Here is an 18230-nt window from a genome sequence, read left to right on the forward strand (position 1 = left end):
TGCTGTGCATCCTGGCTGCTCAGGTTTTTTGATGGACCTCAGTGCTGATGGCTCGACGCAGCCACCACCGCAATCACCAGGCCCAGGCCAACAGCCAACCAAAGCAATTGAAGTGCCGTCTGCCGCCAAGGCAGACGGCGCTGTAGCTGAGGGATCAAGTCGGCCACAGCCACGTAGATGAAGCTGGAACTCGCCGCGACCAGCAGATATGGGAACAGGGCTTCCCATGGCCCCACGACAAAGTAGCCAAGCACGCCACCGGCGACCGCGGCAAGTCCAGACAGCGCATTGAACATCAATGCCTTACCGCGCGAGAAGCCGGCATTCAGCAAAACGATGTAGTCCCCCACCTCCTGCGGAATCTCATGCGCGACGATGGCCAAGGCCGTCACCACGCCCAGGTGCGGATCGGCCAAGAAAGCCGCCGCAATGATGATGCCGTCGCAGAAGTTGTGAATGCTATCGCCCACCAGCACGCTCATCCCGCCACGCCCGGCTTGCTCCGCATCAAAGTGATGATGGTGCTGGTGTCCATCTCCTTCATGGTGGTGGGTGTGGCGGTACAGCTCCGCCTTTTCAAGCAGGAAGAAAAACACCAAGCCGCCCAGCAAAACCATGAATAGAGAATGTGGACTGGCCTTGCTCTCAAACGCCTCGGGCAACACATGCAAGAGCGCCGTCCCCAGCAGAATGCCGGTCGAGAGGCTGACCAAATGCTTGACCACCCGGCCCAAGAGACTGACCGTCAGGCTCGCGGCGATCAGCACCGACAAAAGCCCGCCCGCCAATGTGGCCAGCACGATGTAAAGAAGAGTCATGTTGTTCCAGTAAACCGCGCGCCAAAACAAAGACCGCGCCCTGGCGGCGCGGTTGGATCAGCTCAAACCTGTTTTCCAAGTGGCTTGGCGAAACTTGTATCTTAACAATCGTGTCAATAGCACCGAACGGGCCTAGGTGAGGGCTGCCGGCCGGGCAAAGTCCGGTCGGTGCCACGCTTGGAGGCAACTCGAAGCAAGGCCCATCGGGTTTCAAACAACGTCCAAAGAATGCTGGTGCGCGAAAGCCCGCGCCTGACCCGAAATTGACCAAATTTGCGTCGACAATCGCGCGCATGAATTTGTCTGCCACTCCCACGAGCCTCGCCATCGCTGAGCCGCTGGTTCAAGCCGCCGCCGCGCCGCTCGCCTCCATTGATATGGGCTCCAACAGCTTCCGCCTGGAAATCGCGCACATGCCGCGTGGGCAGTACAAGCGACTGGAGTATCTGAAAGAGACCGTCCGACTGGGTGCAGGACTCGACAGCGAAGGCATGCTGACGGAAGCAGCCATGCAGCGCGGCCTGGACTGTCTGCGTCGCTTTGCACAGCATCTGGTCGGCTTCCCCGCCGCCCGCGTGCGAGCGGTGGCGACTCAAACCCTGCGCGAAGCGAAGAACCGCGATGCCTTCTTGGAGCGCGCCAAAGAAGCGCTGGGCTATCCGATCGAAGTCATTTCAGGTCGAGAAGAAGCACGCCTGATCTTCGCCGGCGTGGCGAGGCTGCAAGCCTCCAACAAGCCGCGCTTGGTGATCGATATTGGCGGCCGATCCACCGAGATGATTCTGGGCAAAGGCCGCAGGCCCTTGACGGCCGAGTCCTTCCAAGTTGGCAGCGTCAGCCTTTCATTGCGCTTTTTCCCCGACGGCAAATTCACCGCCGAAGCCTTTCGCGCGGCACAAGTCGCTGCAGGCGCCGAGTTGGAAGAAGCATTGACCCTGTTCAAGCCCTCGATGTGGCTTGAGGCCCTGGGCTCATCCGGCACGGTCGGCGCTGTGGCGCAGATTTTGGCGGCCAGCGGCGTGACCGATGGCCGCATCACGCCGGACGCCTTGCGCTGGTGTATCGAGCAGGCCCTGGCCGCAGGCAGCATGGACAAGCTCAAGCTGGCAGGCTTGAAGGAAGACCGGCGCGCCGTTGTTGGCGGTGGTTTGTGCATCTTGTACACCTTGCTGACCCAGTTCGGCATTGAGGAATTGATGCCCGCCAAGGGTGCGCTGCGACAAGGCGTTATCTTTGATCTGGTGGAGCGCCTGGAAGCCGAGAACGCAGCCGCATTGGGTCTGGCCGCCGCCGATATGCGCGATGCCTCCGTTGCGGCGCTGCAGCGGCGCTTCTCCGTCGACCTCCCGCAAGCGCAACGGGTCGGCGCCGTGGCGCAGAACGTGTATGCCCAGTTACAGCCGCGAGCGACCCGCGAGCGCCAGCGCGAACTGGCCTGGGCCGCGGCCCTGCACGAGATCGGCATGATGGTGTCCCATCACGACCACCATCGTCACAGCGCCTATCTGCTCGCCCATGTGGATGCCGCAGGCTTCTCGCAAGATCAACTCAAGCGTCTGGGCAATCTGGCGCTGGGGCAACGAGGTGGTTTACGCAAGCTGGAGGGCTTGCTGGGCGATGAGAGCCTGCTGTGGCAATTGTTCAGCCTGCGCCTGGCCTTGATCAAGTGTCATGGCCGCGACGCCGTCGACGTGAATGCCCTGCAACTCAGTCGCCAAGGCCACCGCGTACGCTTGAGCTTGCCCAAGCAATGGCCGGCCAACCGACCGCGCACCCATTTCTTGCTTCAAGAGGAAGCCGAGGCCTGGTCGCGCAGCGGCGTGCTGGAACTGATTCTGGCCTGAACGCCGGCAAGGGCGGCAAGGGCGAAAAGGGCGGCGCAGCGCTCCGCTCCGCCCCGTGGCTTACAAGAAATCGGCCGACTGCATGGCCTGCAAGACCACCTCGGAATGCCCGTCGCGCACCCGCGAACGCAGCCACCACACGGCTGCTTTCTTGACCGACCAGGGCAAGTCTTGGCCGGTCATCAAGCGTGCCGCCAACAGGCCCAGCGTGGGCTGGTGCCCGATCAGCAAGACCGGTTCGGATGCATGAGGCCAACGGGCCGCAGCCAGCAAATCGTCGACGCTGGCATCCGGCGCGATTGAAGGCACGATGCGCACCTCCCGACCCAAGGCCTCGGCCGTACTGCGGGTGCGCAAGGCCGGGCTCACCAGCACGCGGGTCGACGCCGCCAGGCGATGGTTCAACCAGTCCGCCATGCGCAGCGCCTGACGCTCACCTTTGGGGGTCAGCGCGCGCTGCAAATCGGTCGAGCCCTCTTTCAGCAACTCGGCTTCGGCATGGCGCCACAAGATCAGATCCATCGTCATCTCGTCCCGTCTTGGCTCAATCGGAAGCGTAGCGACGCATCAGCGCCTGCTGCGCGCTCAAGCCCTTGTCTGAGACTCGCACCGAGTGCCCATCCGGGCCGAGCTGCCAAGCATCCAGGCTGTCGTACAGATAGGGCTGCAAGCCCTCGTCAATGACGCGCTGACGCAGCTTGGCATCGCGCACCGGCCAAGCGACCTCGATGCGGCGGAACATATTGCGGCTCATCCAGTCCGCGCTGGACAGGTACAGCGCCTCATCGTCCTCCCCCGGCCCCCAGCGGAAGTAGCAGATGCGGGTGTGCTCCAAGAAGCGACCCACCACCGAGCGAACCAAGATGTTGTCGCTAATGCCGGGCAGGCCCGGCGGCAACATGCAGGCACCGCGCACGATCAAATCGATCTTGACCCCCGCCTGCCCTGCCTTCAGCAAACCCTCGATCAATTCGGCATCAGTCAGGGCATTGATCTTGACCACCACCCGCGCCGGACGCCCCGCCTGCGCCGCCTCTGCGACCTGCGCCAGATGCTCCATCATGCGACTGTGCAGATTGAACGGCGCCAGCAACAGCTGACGCGGCATCTTGATCTTGCCCAGCGAAGCCAGTTGACGGAACACCGAATCGGCGTCCGAGGTCAACTCCGGATCGGCCGTCAGATAACCCAGATCGGTATAGAAACGGGCCGTCCTGGGGTTGTAGTTGCCGGTTGAAAGGTGGGCATAACGCCGGAACCGGCTGCCCTCGCGGCGTGTCACCAGCAAGAGCTTGGCATGGGTCTTGAAGCCAACGATGCCGTACACCACCTGCGCGCCCACCGCCTCCAAGCGCTCGGCCCAGTTGATATTGGCTTCTTCGTCAAAACGCGCCTTCAGCTCGACAACGGCCATCACTTCTTTGCCACGTCGCGCCGCTTCAATCAGCAGGTCCATCAGCACCGACTTGCTGCCGGTGCGGTAGATGGTTTGCTTGATCGCCATCACCTCGGGATCTTCGACCGCCTCGCGCAAAAACTGCACGACCGGATCAAAGCTCTCAAAGGGATGATGCAAAAGCACATCGCCCTTGCGCAGCCGATCAAAGATGGACTTCTGGCGCGGCAAGCGTCGCTGCGGCCACGACGGCTCGTGAGGCTCAAACCGCAGCGCCGGCGCATCGGTCTGATCAATCAGCTCATTCAAACGCACCAGATTGACCGGGCCATTGACCCGGTACAGGGCAGCCGCAGGCAAACCGAACTGTTCCAGCAAGAAGTTGGACAACTCGGCCGGGCAGCTGTTCACCACCTCCAGCCGAACCGCCACACCAAAATGGCGCGTGGTGAGACCGGAGCGCAGCGCGTGACGCAGATTGGCGATTTCTTCCTCATCCACTTCCAGATCGGAATCGCGCGTGACCCGGAACTGCGAGAAGGCCTCCACCTTGCGGCCGGAGAACATGTCCTCCAAATGCGCCCGAACCACGCTGGTCAAGAGCACAAAGGCCTGTTGCCCTTCGCTGATGGCCGCCGGCAACTTGATGACCCGCGGCAAGACCCGTGGCACCTTGACGATGGCAATTCGGTTGTCGCGCCCAAACGCATCTTTGCCCGACAAGCGCGCAATGAAGTGCAGGGATTTGTTGGCCACCTGAGGGAAAGGGTGAGCCGGATCCAGCCCCACGGGCACCAACAAGGGCCGCACCTCACGCTCGAAGAACTTGGCAACCCAGGCGCGCTGCGCCTCGTTGCGGTCGGCATGATTGAGGATGACGATCCGTTCGGCCCGCATCTTGGGCGCCAGCTGCTCATTGAAGATCGCGTACTGCTCGTCGATCAAGGCATGGGCCAAACGCCCGACCCGCTCAACGTCGCGGCTGTTGACCGCACTGTCGGGGTCGCGGGCCGCGTCCAGCATGTCGGCAAAACGCACCTCAAAAAACTCATCCAAATTAGACGAAACGATGCAGATGTAGCGCAGCCTCTCCAGCAGTGGCACATCGAGGCGCTGCGCTTGCGCCAACACCCGTCGATTGAATTCAAGAATGGCTTGCTCGCGATTGAGCAAGGTGACAGGGGTGCTTTCTAGGGTCATTTCCCTATTTTAGGCTAGCGGCCGCCCCGATTGCAGCACTCGACCCCACGTCACTAACGGGCAATGGCATCAGATCAAGCGCAGCACCATCGGCAGCGCCAAGACGGCGATCCCGCGCACTCCAATCAAGAATTTCCAAGCGGCCATCGGCGTGTTCCACCAAGGCGGTCAGGCTTTCCACCCAGTCGCCGTCGTTGGCATAGAGAATCCCGTCGATATCGCGCAGTTCGGCATGGTGGATGTGGCCGCACACCACGCCGTCCACCCCGCGCTTGCGAGCCTCTTTGGCTACCGCCACCTCGAAGTCGGAGATAAAGCTGACCGCACGCTTGACCTTCAGCTTCAAATACTTGGACAAGCTCCAGTAAGGCAGGCCCATGCGCGCGCGCAGGCGGTTCAAGTAGCTGTTGAGCTTAAGGGTTAGCTCATAAGCCGTGTCGCCCACATGGGCCAGCCATTTGGCGCACTGGATGACGCCATCGAACAAATCCCCATGGGTGATCCATAGTTTTCGGCCATCCGCGGTTTCGTGGATCCACTCTTGCGCGACCTCAATGCCGCCAAAGTTGTTATGCAAGTACTTGCGCGCAAATTCGTCGTGGTTGCCGGGAATGAAGATCACCCGGCAACCCTTGCGCGCCTTGCGCAAGAGCTTTTGCACCACATCGTTGTGGGCCTGCGGCCAGTACCAGTTTCGGCGCAATTGCCAGCCGTCGATGATGTCGCCCACCAGGAAGAGTTGCTCGCATTCCACTTCGCGCAAGAACTCCAGCAAGGCTTCGGCCTGACAGCCCGGGGTACCCAGGTGGACATCGGAGATCCAAACCGTACGGAAGCGTTGACTCCCCCCCTCCGCAGGCTCGGAAGCCAGCGCTTCGGGCGGGTGGGTTTCTTCGGCAAGGGCGGCGGCGGCTCGCGCCAGGGCGTGGTCGTGCTGCATGGCGCTCACTGTGATCGCAGGCCGTGTCGGCGGCGTGGCAGCTTTGTGAAGCTTATGTGACGTCGACGCCTCCACTCGGGCGGGATTCGGACGGGACTAGGGCGGGACTCGATAATCCCCCCTATGCACCTGATGATTCCCTATGCCAGCGCCACCGGCGACGCCGCCACTCACACCCTGGCGGAGCTGAACCTGCCGCATCTCGCCGAGTTGCTGGCCCGACTCAAGCCCGAAGGCGCACCGCTCGGCAGCGATGAGTTCAGCTTCAATACCCCGATGGAGTGGGCCTTGGCCGATCTGCGCGCCTGCCGCGCCGATGAGGGCTGCCTCCCAACAGCGGCCTGGGCCTTGAAGAACCATGGGGGCTTGGCCTGGGCACGGCTGAGCCCCATCCATCTGGCGGTGGGCAGTGACCAGATCACGGCCCTGCCGCCGGAAAACCTGTCCTTGACCGAGGCCGAGTCGCAGGAGTTCTTCGCCAGCCTGGCCGAACTCTGGCCGAGCGACGAAGGCTGGCAATCACGCTGGCTGGCGGCCGATGCCTGGCTGATCGCTCACCCCAGCATGGCAGGCCTTTCCAGCGCCAGTCTGGACCGCGTGGTGCACCGGCATGTGGACAGTTGGATGCCCACGTCGCGTCGCCTGCGCAGCTTGCAGAACGAAATCCAAATGCTGTTACACAGCCATCCGCTCAACAACGAGCGCGAAGCGCGTGGCGCATTGGCTTTGAATTCGGTCTGGATCAGCGGCTGCGGGATCGACACCAGTGCGAAGGCCTTGCCCCATGAGTTGCAGATCGATGAGCGACTGCGCGAACCCTTGCTGGCCGGAGACTGGGAAAGCTGGAGTCGCGCTTGGGTCGACCTGGACGCCGGCCCGGTGGCGCAAATGCTGGCCCAAGTGAAGAGCGAACCCGCCGCACCACACGGCCTGACCCTGTGCGGCGAGCGCCTGGCGCAACGTTGGCACGCCCACCCCAACACCGGTTGGCAGCGCCTGTGGCAACGCTGGCTGACGCCCCGCGCCAACACCGCCGCCTTGCTGGGGGCACTATGAACACGCCCACCCTCTTGACCCGCGAAGTCCCGCCGCGGGCGGCTTGGGCGCTGCAGCAGGCCGGTGTTTCACCTTTGCTGGCCCAACTCTTTGCCGCGCGTGGCGTGCGCAGCGCCGAGGAATTGGACGACGGTTTGGCACGACTGCTGCCGCCCGAAGGTCTGTTGGGCATCGACGCGGCCGCCCACTTGCTGGCCGACAGCCTCGCGAGTCAAGCGCGGGTCTGCATCGTCGCCGACTATGACTGCGACGGCGCCACCGCCTGCGCGGTCGCGCTGCGAGGCTTGGCCCTGCTCGGCTTTCAGGCCGAGCAACTCTGCTACGTGGTGCCCGACCGCGCCATCCACGGCTATGGATTGACGCCAGCCATTGTGGACTTGGCCTTGCCGCTGCGCCCGCAAGTTCTGATGACGGTGGACAACGGCATCGCCAGCCTGACGGGTGTGGCCCATGCCCGCAGCCTCGGACTGCAAGTGCTGGTCACCGACCATCACCTGCCGGCGTTGATCGATGAGCAGATTCAGCTGCCCGAGGCCGATGCCTTGGTCAACCCCAGCCAGCCGGGCTGCGGCTTTGAAAGCAAGAATCTGGCAGGCGTGGGCGTGGCCTTTTATGTGCTGTTGGCGCTGCGCAGCGAATTGCGCCGTCGCGGCCGATTCGACGCGGCCAGCCAACCCAAGTTGGACGGGCTGCTCGATCTGGTCGCGCTGGGCACGGTCGCCGATGTGGTCAAGCTCGACGCCAACAACCGGCGCTTGGTCGCCCAGGGTCTGAAGCGCATGCGGGCAGGCCGGGCGCAGCCGGGCATTGCGGCCCTGTTCACCGCCGCCGGACGGGACATGAGCCGCGCCAACGCCTTTGATCTGGGCTTCGCATTGGGACCGCGAATCAACGCGGCCGGCCGCTTATCGGACATGACCATGGGAATCGAATGCTTACGCTGCGAAGACCCCGGGCGCGCACTCGAATTGGCGCGACAACTCGATGCGATCAATCGAGAGCGCCGAGAAATCGAATCCGAGATGCGCGAGCAGGCCGAGCAAAAGCTCGACGCCCTGATGCAAGACCCGCGCTTGCAGGGCGAGCCGCCGCCCGCCTTGGCACTCTTTGAACCCGAATTTCACGAAGGCGTGGTCGGCATCATCGCCTCACGGCTGAAAGACCGCGTTCACCGCCCAAGCTTTGTGTTCGCGCGCGGCGCTGATGGGCAACTCAAGGGCTCGGGCCGTTCGATCCCGGGTTTTCATCTGCGTGATGCGCTCGACTTGATCAGCAAACGCCACCCCCAGGTCTTGAAGAAGTTCGGCGGCCACGCCATGGCGGCCGGCTGCACGCTGGCGGACGATGGCTTCGAGACCTTTGATCTAGCGCTGCAAGCCGTAGCACGTGAATGGCTGGATGCAGCCGCCTTGACCCGCACCCTGCGGACCGACGGACCGCTGGCCGCCGAGCATTTCACACCCAGCACGGTGCGAGAGCTGGAATCCCAGGTCTGGGGACAAGCCTTCGAAGCGCCCTTGTTTTGCGACACGGTGGAGATCATTTCGCAGCGCCTGGTCGGCGAAAAGCACCTGAAGCTGCGGGTCCGCCAAGGCGGCCCCGGCGGGCTCTTGCGCGACGCCATCTGGTTTGGCCACATCGATGCCTTACCCTCCCCTGTCCGACTGGCCTACCGCCTGAGCCTGGACGCCTATCAAGGCCAAGAACGCATCCAGATGATTGTTGAGGCCTGCAGCCCCGCTTGATATAGGCCCCAAGCCCCGATTGAGCAGTTGCGAAAGCAAGACGCGCAGGGGCGCACCAAAGTCATCATCCAGCGGAGAGCGCCGCCGATCTCATGGCGGCAAGCGGGAATACTCCCATCGCGTGGCTTGAGTACCTCAAAAACCCTTGAGCCATTAGGATCACAGCCCGCCGAATACCCGGCTCTGGGCAAAAGTGCCCATCCCGCATATCAAGCCAGTTTCGTGCAGAAATACGCAGCTATTGCTGCATTCGCCATCGAACTGTCGTCGTGAGGCTGTCTCAGTCACAGGGCTGTCATCGCCATCCCCTTCAATCACGGCTATTTCAATTCAATACACATCAGCCTGCTTCAGGCAAACCGCTTGTGCATTCGAGATCCTTGCTAAAGCTCGGTCGAAACGACAAGATAGAGCGAGTGGGACTCACCGCACAACAACCCTCTCACGGGTCCGTATGCGGGCGCCCCTGGCAGCCAGCTTTGGCCTCCTGCCTGCGAAGTTGCCAATTCTGTTCCTGGGTTTCGCTCTAAGCCTGGCGCTGGCGTGGCGTCTTCTGCCTCCCCTTCTTCCATGAACATTTTTTCTTTCTCTCGCCCCTTGAGCCTGAAGGCACGACTGGGCGGCATCGGCTTGATCGCAATGCTGCTGGGCGTGGTGCCCAGCACGGTTTTGCTGCAAGGTTATGGGGGGGAATTGACCCGCATTGAGCGCGAAGCCAGTGGGCTGCCGGTCAATGAAGCCTGGCGCGAGGTCTCTCGGGCTTTACAGCTGCACCGGCAACAAGGTGCCGAATCGCTTTCAACCCGCCCCGAAGCCGCCGCTGAACTCGCGGCCACCCGCCAGACGGTGAGTACTGCCGTGCAGGGCCTGCTTGGCGCGCTCGAAGAAGCGGCACAAACAACGAACGCGCAAGACGCTCGCCATCGGGAAGCCGTGTCGGCCTTGCACAAGCAGTTTGAGGCCATGGTCGGCGAGATGGCCGGGAATCGCCTGGATTTGCCCAAATTGATGTCGGCCCAGCAGTCATTGGCCAGCCAGGTGTTTGCCGCCAGTTCGGACTTCAATGCTGAAACGGGCCTGCTGCTTGACCCCGACCCCGCCAGCCACCACGCCATCTTGGCCGGTTTGAAGGCGGCGCCTCAAGTTGAAGATGCTCTCTCGGAGCTTCAGGCCATCGCCAAGGCCGCAGCCGTCGATGATCTGGCCAGCGTCTCCGCAGCCTTGACACGCTATCGCGAGCATGCGAACGCCATGCAAGCAGAGATGCAGGCGGCGCAGCGTGCGGGCGGCGCTGTCGGGCAGGCCCTGGGCGCTTTGCTGCCGCAGGCCCTGTCCCAGCGCAAACTGGTTGAAGACACCATGCAAGCGGCCGCTCGCGACGTGAACTACCCGCTGGAGCAACTGGCGGCCGGCTTCGCCGGCGCGGCCAAGTTGCAAGCTGATTTATCCAAGCAGACCTTGCTCACGCTGAAGGCCGAGTTGAGCGAACGGAGCAGCCAAGCCACCCTGAAGCGCAACCTGTTGCTACTGGCCTTGCCACTTGTTTTGGCTTGGCTGGGCTGGATGCTGATGCGCTCGGTTCAACAACTGCTGACCCCGGTCAATCAGATGATTGCCATCACGGAACGCATTGCCGCCGGCGACCTGAGTCAAGAGATCCCGGACGCACAGGAGGATGAAATGGGGCGGCTGCTGCGAGCCATGGCCCATATGCAATTGCGTTTGCGACAGTTGATCGAGCAGATTCACGAGAGCGCAAGTCATATCCGCTTGGCAGCCCAGGAAATCGCCGATGGCAACCATGATCTGGCCACGCGCACCGAAACCGCTGCGGCCCAGTTGCAACAGACCTCATCCAGCGTTGATTCACTTGAAGAAACGGTGCAGCACAGCAGCTCCGCCGCGAAACGTGCCAATGACTTGGCCCGCAACACCAGCCAAGTGGCCAGCGAAGGCAGCGCGGTCGTCGCGCAAGTGGTGCAGACCATGGGCACGATCCATGAATCCTCGCGTCGCATTGCAGACATCACCAGCTTGATTGACGGCATTGCCTTCCAAACCAATATCTTGGCGCTGAACGCAGCCGTGGAGGCCGCTCGTGCGGGTGAGCAAGGGCGCGGATTTGCGGTGGTCGCCAGCGAGGTGCGTTCGCTGGCGGGCCGCAGTGCGGAAGCGGCGCGTGAAATCAAAGGGCTGATTCAAAGCTCGGTCGAACGCGTCGAAAACGGCAGCGCCTTGGCCAGCAATGCGGGTTCGGCCATGCAACAAATTCTGGGGCGCGTGCAGGAACTCAGCGAGATGATGCAAAACATGAATCAGCAAACGCTCGTGCAAGCGGGCCAAGCGACTCAGTTGGGGCAAGCCGTACGCAGCATTGACGAGATGACACAGCACAATGCCGCCCTGGTCGAGCAGTCCACAGCCGCGACCGAATCGCTGCGCGGAAGAGCCAACAGCATGGAGCTCGCGGTGCAGAGCTTCAAGCTCTAAGCCGACTCGTGATTCCGCGGGGTGAAGGCCCTGGCTTTGGTCATCACCCGCACGATGGAAGGCGCCGCCCGCTAAACTTGCCGCGTGAACACCTCCATACTGACCAACGCTGATCTGCACTGCCACTCCCGAGTTTCGGATGGCACTTTGACACCCGAGGCGCTCGCGACGCGCGCCAAGACCAATGGCGTGCAACTCTGGGCTTTGACCGATCACGACGAAGTCGGCGGCCAGCAGCGCGCCATTCACGCCGCGCGTGCCTTGGAATTGCCCTACCTCACCGGCGTGGAAGTCTCGGTCAGTTTTGCGGGGCGTGTGGTGCATATCGTGGGCCTGGGTTTTGATCACCACAACACCGCCTTGGTGGAAGGACTGCGAGCCACTCGCGGCGGGCGAGAGCAGCGCGCCCGAGAAATGGCGGACGGCCTGGCCCAGGTCGGCATCAAAGGAGCCTACGAAGGGGCGCTGAAGTTTGTCGGCAATCCAGAGCTGATCTCTCGCACCCATTTCGCCCGCTTTCTTGTCGAAGCAGGACACTGCCAGGATGTTCCCGAAGTGTTTCGACGTTTTCTGACCGAGGGCAAGCCCGGCTATGTCGAGCACAAATGGGCTCGCCTGAGTGACGCCTTGCGTTGGATTCACGGGGCCGGCGGTTTGGCCGTGATCGCTCATCCGGCCCGGTATGGCTTCAACCCCACCGAAGAGTACGCCCTGATCACCGAATTCATGGGCCACGGCGGCCGCGGCATTGAGGTGGTGACGGGCAGCCACAGTGACACCGAGGCGGCCAAGTACACCGAAACGGCGATCGAATTTGACCTGCTCGCCTCGCGCGGCTCGGATTTCCATTCACCGGAAGAAAGCCGCACCGATCTGGGCCGGCTAGCCGACCTCTCTGGCCGCTTGCAGCCAATCTGGATGGCCTTAGAAGACCGCATCATCTGGCCCAGTTGCTTGCATTGATCCGCCGCAAGCGGTACACAATGGGCCTATGGCTCAATACTTCGAAGTCCACCCCGAGAACCCACAGCAACGCTTCCTGAAGCAGGCGGCCCAGATCATCCATGGCGGCGGTATCGCGGCCATTCCAACCGACTCCAGCTACGCCCTGGTTTGCCATTTGGATGACAAGGCCGCCGCAGAGGCGCTCCGGCGCATCCGCGGTGTTGATGACAAGCATCACCTGACCCTGCTGTGCCGCGACCTCAGCGAGCTGGCCAGCTACGCCCGGGTCGACAACCGCCAATACCGCCTGCTCAAGCTGGCAACACCCGGCCCCTTCACCTTCATTCTGGAGGCAACCAAAGAGGTGCCGCGCCGACTGTCACACCCCTCGCGTCGCACCATCGGCTTGCGGGTCCCAGAGCACAAGGTCACCCAAGAGTTGCTGGACTTGCTGGGCCAACCCTTGCTCGCCACCACCTTGATTCCGCCCGGTGAGAGTGAACCTCTGAACGACGCCCGCGAGATTGAGGCGCGTTTTGATCGTCAATTGCAAGTCATCGTCGATGCAGGCGCATGCAGCCGAGAACCGACCACCGTGATTGATTTGAGCCAGGACGAGGCCCAAATCGTGAGAAAAGGCCGCGGCAACCCCGTTGATTTGGGTCTATCCATGGATTGAAGATTCAGGCCCTCAAGTTAAGGCAGGAGTTGCCGAAACGGAGGATGACGGTCACCTCATAGAGGCTCGGCAATGTCTTTGATTGGAACGTTTGTCTTTGATTGGATGGAATCACCCTTATGAGCTTCCTCAGCAAGTTGCGGATCAGCCAGCGTCTGGCGCTGAGCTATGGACTGTTGATCGTCCTCCTCATCATCATTGGCAGTTACGGCGCCTACAGTGCCAGCCGACTGGCCACTGACCTGGATCAGACGGCCAATCAGAGCCTGGTCAAGATTGCCGCCGCCAACTCGCTGGAAGGGCAGGTGAATGTGGTCGCCCGAGCGTCCCGCGACCTGCTGCTGCTGGACACGGCGGGCTCCATCAAGCGCCAAAAGGCAGCCTTGGACGGCGCCGTGCAGGAAAGCGAGAAGCAACTCGCTGCCCTGCTGGACAAAAAGCCTGCCGCCGGGCGCGAGGCGGAGTTGCTCAGCCAACTGAAGGACTCGCAAGCCAAGTTCTTTGCCTCGGTGGCCAAGTTCCGAAAGATTCAAGTCGACGGCAGCCCGGACGAAGCCCGAGAAAGCCTGATCACCGATGTGCGCCCGGCTCAGCAGGCCTATCAGGACGGCCTCAAGGGCCTGGTCGACTTGCAGTTTGAGAGTGCCCACGACTTGGCCGTTGCCGGCGGCGAACTGGCCCGCAACTCGGTGCTGGTCACCGTCGTTTTGCTCATCGCGGCGGTGCTGATCGGCAGCGTGGGTGGTTTGGCCATCGTGCGTTCCATCATCAACCCGGTCAAACAGGCGCAAACCGCAGCCGAAGCGATTCGCAACGGCGACTTGACACACGATATTCCGAGCGCCGGCGGCGACGAACTGGGTCAGATGCTAGAAACCATGCGTGCCATGCAAGAGGCGCTGTCCGGCGTGGTCAGCAGTGTGGGCGCAGCCGCCAACGATGTGGCCGAGAGCACCAACCAAATCGTCGGCGGCAATGTCGACCTATCGGACCGTACAGCCCGCTCTGCCTCCAGTCTGCAAACCACGGCCGCATCGGTTGAAGAGATTGCAGCCAACCTGAGTGGCGCCAGCGAATTGACCCGCAAGGCGGCAGGCATCGCCAGCAAGGCTCGCAACTCGGCCTCGGCCGGCGGCAAAGTGGTTTCGCAAGTGGTGGCCACCATGCAGGAAATCAGTGCCAGCTCGCGCAAGATTGGCGACATCATCGGCGTCATCGACGGCATCGCGTTCCAAACAAATATCCTGGCCCTGAACGCAGCCGTTGAAGCCGCCCGCGCCGGGGAACATGGCCGCGGCTTCGCCGTGGTGGCCTCAGAAGTGCGGGCCCTGGCCTCGCGTGCCGCTTCTGCCGCCAAGGAAATCAAGGTGCTGATTCAGGAGTCCACCGTCAAGGTGGAAAACGGCACCGATCTGGTCAACAACGCGGGTGTGACCATCAGCAGCGTGGTCAACGAAGTCAATGACATGGGCCAGTTGATCGAGGAGATCTCCAACTCGGCCCAAGAGCAAGCCACGGGCGTGGGCGTGGTCAATCACTCGATGAACGAGTTGGATCGCAGCACTCAGCAAAACGCCAGTTTGGTCAGCGCGCTGACCAAGTCAACCGAAGCCTTGACCGGCAGTTCCGCGCGACTGCTGCAGGCGGTCGGCTTCTTCCGGACCCGTTGATTTCTATTCCCAACCCAAGCGCATTCCCACCTCTCAGAGCAAGGAAAAAAATGAGCAAGACAAACTCTTCCCTTCTGTCCCGCTGGTCCCGTATGGGCTTGGGCCTGCTGGGCGCATTGCTGATCGCCACCAGCGCTCATGCTTCACCCAAAGTCTTGAAGAAGGTGCCGCCGGAGTTCCCCGTTTCCGCGGTCAAGAAGGGCATCAAGACCGGCTCAGTCAAGGCTCAGATCAATATTGGCGGCGATGGCAAAGTCACTGAAGTGAACATCGTGGAGTCCACGCCTGCCAAAGTGTTTGACAAGGCGGTGATCGAGGCCTTGATGGAATGGCGCTTTGAAGGCACCGGCGCCAAGCAAACCCACGAGTTGAAGCTGGTCTTCAACAGCGAGGACTGAAGTCCCTCGCTTGGGTCTAGGGACGGGTCAGCAATTGGCTGATCCGGTCTTTGTCAAAACCGACCACCCGATGCTGCCCAAGCAGCACAAAGGTCGGTGTCCCGGGCGCCATTTGCGCCCTGTATTGGGCTGCACAATCCGCATCGGTTTCGATGAAGCATTCGCGGTAGGGAACGCGCTGCTCATCGAGCCAGTTCCTCGCTTGGGTGCAAAAGTAGCAGGTCGTGCTGGAGAGCATCACGATGTCCCCGGGCCGGGCCAACTCGCGTAAGGCCCGCCCCTGCTTCTCACCCTGAAAGTGTTGAGCGACCTGAACCAGGCCGCCGACCACCAACACGATCAAAATCACTGGCCAAAAGGTCGAACGCGCCTTGGCCTTGGGGTGAGCAGTCTCTGTTGGGGCTTGGGGAGCCATGATCAAGCGTGGCGCAAACTGCTGCAGTTCTGCCGACTCAGAGTGCTGCGGTCACAACAATTTCCACCTTCCACTCCGGGCGAGCCAACTTGGCCTCCACCGTTGCACGTGGTGGGGTATGACCCGGAACCACCCAGGCATCCCAGGCTGCATTCATGCCCGGGAAGTCCGCCAGATCAGCGATGAAGATTTGCGCGCGCAAAATCTTGCTCTTGTCGCTGCCGGCACGCACCAGCAAGGCGTCGATAGCCGCCAAGACCTGCGCCGTCTGGCCGGTGATGTCCTGGCTGGCGTCTTCGGGCACCTGACCCGCCAGATAGACCACATCGTTGTGGATCGCCATCTCGGACATACGGGCGCCTACATCAAATCGTTCGATCGTCATGAAATCAATTGCTTTCTTTGTGCTTGGAACTGCTTTTCGGATGTTTGTGCGAATGCCCATGCGGATGAGGGCCAAGACCATGCGGATGCTTTTTGCTGCTGTCCGCAGGAGGCACAGCGCCGGCGGATTTTTGACCCAGCCGACTCTCGGTGCCATTGAGTAACTTCTTGATATTGGCGCTGTGGCGCCAGACCAGCAGCAAGCCCATCAGCACCAGCACGCCGGCCACCGGCCCCGCGCCCCAGCCCATCATCTGATAAATCGGGGCGACTCCTGCCGCAACCAGGGCCGCCAGTGACGAGTAGCGCGTGGTGTAGGCAACCAGCAGCCAGGTCGCCAGGACGGCCAAGCCCAACCAGGGATTCAGCGCCAAGATCACGCCGGCGGCTGTGGCCACTCCCTTGCCCCCCTCGAAACGGAAGAACACCGGCCACAAATGCCCCAGAAAGGCCCCCAGGCCGACTAGCGCGGCACTGCCCTCACCCAGACCGTAGCGCTCACCCCAGTGCAGGACCAGCAGTACGGGCACATAAGCCTTCAACGCATCGAACAACAGGGTCAAGATGGCTGCAGCCTTATTGCCCGAGCGCAGCACATTGGTCGCGCCTGGATTGCCGGAGCCGTAGCTGCGCGGATCGGAAAGCCCCATCAGCCGGCTGATGATGACGGCAAATGAGAGCGAACCGATCAGATAGCCGACCAAGCCAGCCAACAAAGGAAAGAGATTGTCTTGAAGAATTGCTTGCATAGGGCGCTATTCTGCACTGGCACAGTGCACCGCCCGGACCTGCAACAAGTCAGGCAGTGTCCGCGGGTCGATGCCGACCAGAAAACCGCGCCGTCCACCGTTGATGCAAATTCGCGGTAACTCCAGAATGCTGGCCTCCACAAACACCGGCATCGCCTTACGGGTGCCAAAGGGCGAAGTCCCACCCACGAGATAGCCGCTGTGGCGCTGCGCCACGTCGGGCTTGCAAGGCTCTACTTTCTTGCAAGGGATCTGCCGGGCCAACTCCTTCAAACTCACCTGACGGTCACCGTGCATCAAGACGATCAGCGGCTGTGCCCGCTCATCTTGCATCACCAGGGTCTTGACCACCTCATGCTCGGGCACGCCCAACTGACGGGAAGACTCGGCGGTTCCACCATGCTCGACATAATCGTAAACATGCTCGGTAAAGTCGATCCGATGCTGCCTCAGGAACTGAGTCGCCAAGGTTTCGCTGACATGGTTGTTTTTCTTCGCCATGGCTTGATTTTCCATCACCGCCAAGGTCAATGACGTCAACAGGCTGATGCACAATCAACTGCAGGACTCTTTGTGCACGCGTACCAAGCAAGGCTCACCCGATGCTGCTGAAATTTGTCCCCAGAAACTGGCCTTCAGGCAACCGGCGGCCTGCTCTTGCAGGAGTTCTCATGGTCAGCGTGCTGGCACTCTTGCTGCCCGCACAAGCCCGAGCGGTCGAGGTGCTGATGGCCTTCGGCGAAAAGATTCCCCCCTTTTGCATCCCCGAATCCAACTCAGGCATCGAACTTGATGTGATTGGCGAGGCGCTCGCATTCAAGGGTCACACGCTCAAGCCTGTTTACCTCCCTTTTGCGCGTATTCCCTTGGCCTTCAAGGACAAGTCGGTTGATGCGGCCATGACCGATCTGGGCGAGGATCTGCGACCCTCTGGCGGCCACTACGGTGACCCCGCGGTGTTCTACGACAACGTCTTCATCACCTTGCGATCGCGCAAGCTGCGCATTGAGAAGCCCGCTGATTTGCAGGGCTTGACCGTGGTGTCCTTTCGCGGGGCCGCAAACCGCTACCCAGAATGGTTGCAAGCTTTGAAAAAGACCGGGGGCTATGCCGAATTGAATGATCAGTCGGCCCAGGTCAAGACCCTGATGCGAAAGCGCTACGACGTGGTACTGAGTGACCGCAACATCTTCAAGTACTTCAGCTTGCAACTGAAACGCTCCGGCTTCCCTCTGGAGTCGATCGAGGAACACCGCTTCGCCGAGGTGAACCCGCAAGACTACCGCCCCATTTTTCGAGACCCCCAGGTCCGAGATGACTTCAACCTCGGGCTCAAACACCTGAAGGCCAACGGCCGCTTCCAAGCCATCTACGACAAGTACCTGCGCGAGTAACGTTGACTCTCAACTGACGCCAGCAAAGCGTATCGCCCAGCCCCACTTGGCTCGCGGGTTTTGGCCTCAAAATCACTGGGCCGAGCACTGGCTCAGCCTCCCGCCGG

The 18230-nt window shown here is 61.7% G+C and carries 17 protein-coding genes; 9 read left to right on the top strand and 8 right to left on the bottom strand.

What is annotated here, in order from left to right; translation table 11 throughout:
* Positions 1 to 38: 38 nt before the first annotated feature.
* Positions 39 to 818 (bottom strand): ZIP family metal transporter, encoded by a 780-nt coding sequence (locus ACOVRJ_RS15240; RefSeq protein ID WP_422044688.1) that lies wholly within the window; start codon positions 816 to 818, stop codon positions 39 to 41.
* 293 nt (positions 819 to 1111) lie between these two features.
* Here ACOVRJ_RS15240 and ppx point away from each other — a divergent pair, with 293 nt between their 5' ends.
* Positions 1112 to 2662, top strand: coding sequence for an exopolyphosphatase (ppx, locus tag ACOVRJ_RS15245; protein WP_422044689.1), 1551 nt, complete (start codon positions 1112 to 1114; stop codon positions 2660 to 2662).
* Between the two features lie 60 nt (positions 2663 to 2722).
* Here ppx and ACOVRJ_RS15250 read toward each other — a convergent pair whose 3' ends face one another.
* The 3 genes from ACOVRJ_RS15250 to ACOVRJ_RS15260 are packed head-to-tail and all read right to left on the bottom strand — an operon-like array spanning position 2723 to position 6198.
* On the bottom strand, positions 2723 to 3184 hold the full coding sequence (locus ACOVRJ_RS15250) for a SixA phosphatase family protein (protein ID WP_422044690.1): 462 nt from the start codon (positions 3182 to 3184) through the stop codon (positions 2723 to 2725).
* A 22-nt stretch (positions 3185 to 3206) separates the two neighbouring features.
* Positions 3207 to 5258 (bottom strand): polyphosphate kinase 1, encoded by a 2052-nt coding sequence (gene ppk1 / locus ACOVRJ_RS15255; protein ID WP_422044691.1) that lies wholly within the window; start codon positions 5256 to 5258, stop codon positions 3207 to 3209.
* Positions 5259 to 5262: 4 nt separating this feature from the next.
* Positions 5263 to 6198 carry a UDP-2,3-diacylglucosamine diphosphatase gene (locus ACOVRJ_RS15260; RefSeq protein WP_422044692.1) on the bottom strand — a complete coding sequence of 312 codons (936 nt, stop codon included), beginning with the start codon at positions 6196 to 6198 and terminating at the stop codon, positions 5263 to 5265.
* 123 nt (positions 6199 to 6321) lie between these two features.
* Here ACOVRJ_RS15260 and ACOVRJ_RS15265 point away from each other — a divergent pair, with 123 nt between their 5' ends.
* The 7 genes from ACOVRJ_RS15265 to ACOVRJ_RS15295 all read left to right on the top strand — a co-directional run bounded on the left by ACOVRJ_RS15265 (position 6322) and on the right by ACOVRJ_RS15295 (position 15181).
* Entirely contained in the window at positions 6322 to 7254 is a 933-nt protein-coding gene (locus tag ACOVRJ_RS15265) for a hypothetical protein (RefSeq protein WP_422044693.1), read from the top strand.
* On the top strand, positions 7251 to 8999 hold the full coding sequence (gene recJ, locus ACOVRJ_RS15270) for a single-stranded-DNA-specific exonuclease RecJ (protein WP_422044694.1): 1749 nt from the start codon (positions 7251 to 7253) through the stop codon (positions 8997 to 8999). Before ACOVRJ_RS15265 ends, recJ begins: the two co-directional genes overlap by 4 nt.
* Before the next feature lie 570 nt (positions 9000 to 9569).
* Positions 9570 to 11489, top strand: coding sequence for a methyl-accepting chemotaxis protein (locus ACOVRJ_RS15275; RefSeq protein ID WP_422044695.1), 1920 nt, complete (start codon positions 9570 to 9572; stop codon positions 11487 to 11489).
* Between the two features lie 84 nt (positions 11490 to 11573).
* A complete protein-coding gene (locus ACOVRJ_RS15280) occupies positions 11574 to 12452 on the top strand; it encodes a 3',5'-nucleoside bisphosphate phosphatase (RefSeq protein ID WP_422044696.1) in 879 nt (292 codons plus the stop codon).
* A gap of 28 nt (positions 12453 to 12480) precedes the next feature.
* Positions 12481 to 13113 carry an L-threonylcarbamoyladenylate synthase gene (locus tag ACOVRJ_RS15285; protein WP_422044697.1) on the top strand — a complete coding sequence of 211 codons (633 nt, stop codon included), beginning with the start codon at positions 12481 to 12483 and terminating at the stop codon, positions 13111 to 13113.
* A 119-nt stretch (positions 13114 to 13232) separates the two neighbouring features.
* A complete protein-coding gene (locus ACOVRJ_RS15290) occupies positions 13233 to 14783 on the top strand; it encodes a methyl-accepting chemotaxis protein (protein ID WP_422044698.1) in 1551 nt (516 codons plus the stop codon).
* A 50-nt stretch (positions 14784 to 14833) separates the two neighbouring features.
* Positions 14834 to 15181 (top strand): energy transducer TonB, encoded by a 348-nt coding sequence (locus tag ACOVRJ_RS15295; RefSeq protein ID WP_422044699.1) that lies wholly within the window; start codon positions 14834 to 14836, stop codon positions 15179 to 15181.
* A 16-nt stretch (positions 15182 to 15197) separates the two neighbouring features.
* Here the strand turns inward: ACOVRJ_RS15295 and ACOVRJ_RS15300 are convergent, their stop codons facing one another.
* The 4 genes from ACOVRJ_RS15300 to ACOVRJ_RS15315 are packed head-to-tail and all read right to left on the bottom strand — an operon-like array spanning position 15198 to position 17230.
* Complete coding sequence (locus ACOVRJ_RS15300) at positions 15198 to 15596, bottom strand: glutaredoxin family protein (RefSeq protein ID WP_422044700.1); 399 nt, start codon at positions 15594 to 15596, stop codon at positions 15198 to 15200.
* 37 nt (positions 15597 to 15633) lie between these two features.
* Positions 15634 to 15981, bottom strand: coding sequence for a RidA family protein (locus tag ACOVRJ_RS15305; protein WP_422044701.1), 348 nt, complete (start codon positions 15979 to 15981; stop codon positions 15634 to 15636).
* Between the two features lie 4 nt (positions 15982 to 15985).
* A complete protein-coding gene (gene plsY / locus ACOVRJ_RS15310) occupies positions 15986 to 16729 on the bottom strand; it encodes a glycerol-3-phosphate 1-O-acyltransferase PlsY (protein WP_422044702.1) in 744 nt (247 codons plus the stop codon).
* A 6-nt stretch (positions 16730 to 16735) separates the two neighbouring features.
* Entirely contained in the window at positions 16736 to 17230 is a 495-nt protein-coding gene (locus ACOVRJ_RS15315) for an aminoacyl-tRNA deacylase (protein ID WP_422044703.1), read from the bottom strand.
* 170 nt (positions 17231 to 17400) lie between these two features.
* On the opposite strand from ACOVRJ_RS15315, the gene ACOVRJ_RS15320 reads away from it, so the two are divergent.
* Positions 17401 to 18123 (top strand): substrate-binding periplasmic protein, encoded by a 723-nt coding sequence (locus ACOVRJ_RS15320; protein ID WP_422044704.1) that lies wholly within the window; start codon positions 17401 to 17403, stop codon positions 18121 to 18123.
* Positions 18124 to 18230: the final 107 nt, after the last annotated feature.

The organism is Roseateles sp. (assembly GCF_049240545.1).
GTDB lineage: Bacteria > Pseudomonadota > Gammaproteobacteria > Burkholderiales > Burkholderiaceae_C > Paucibacter_A.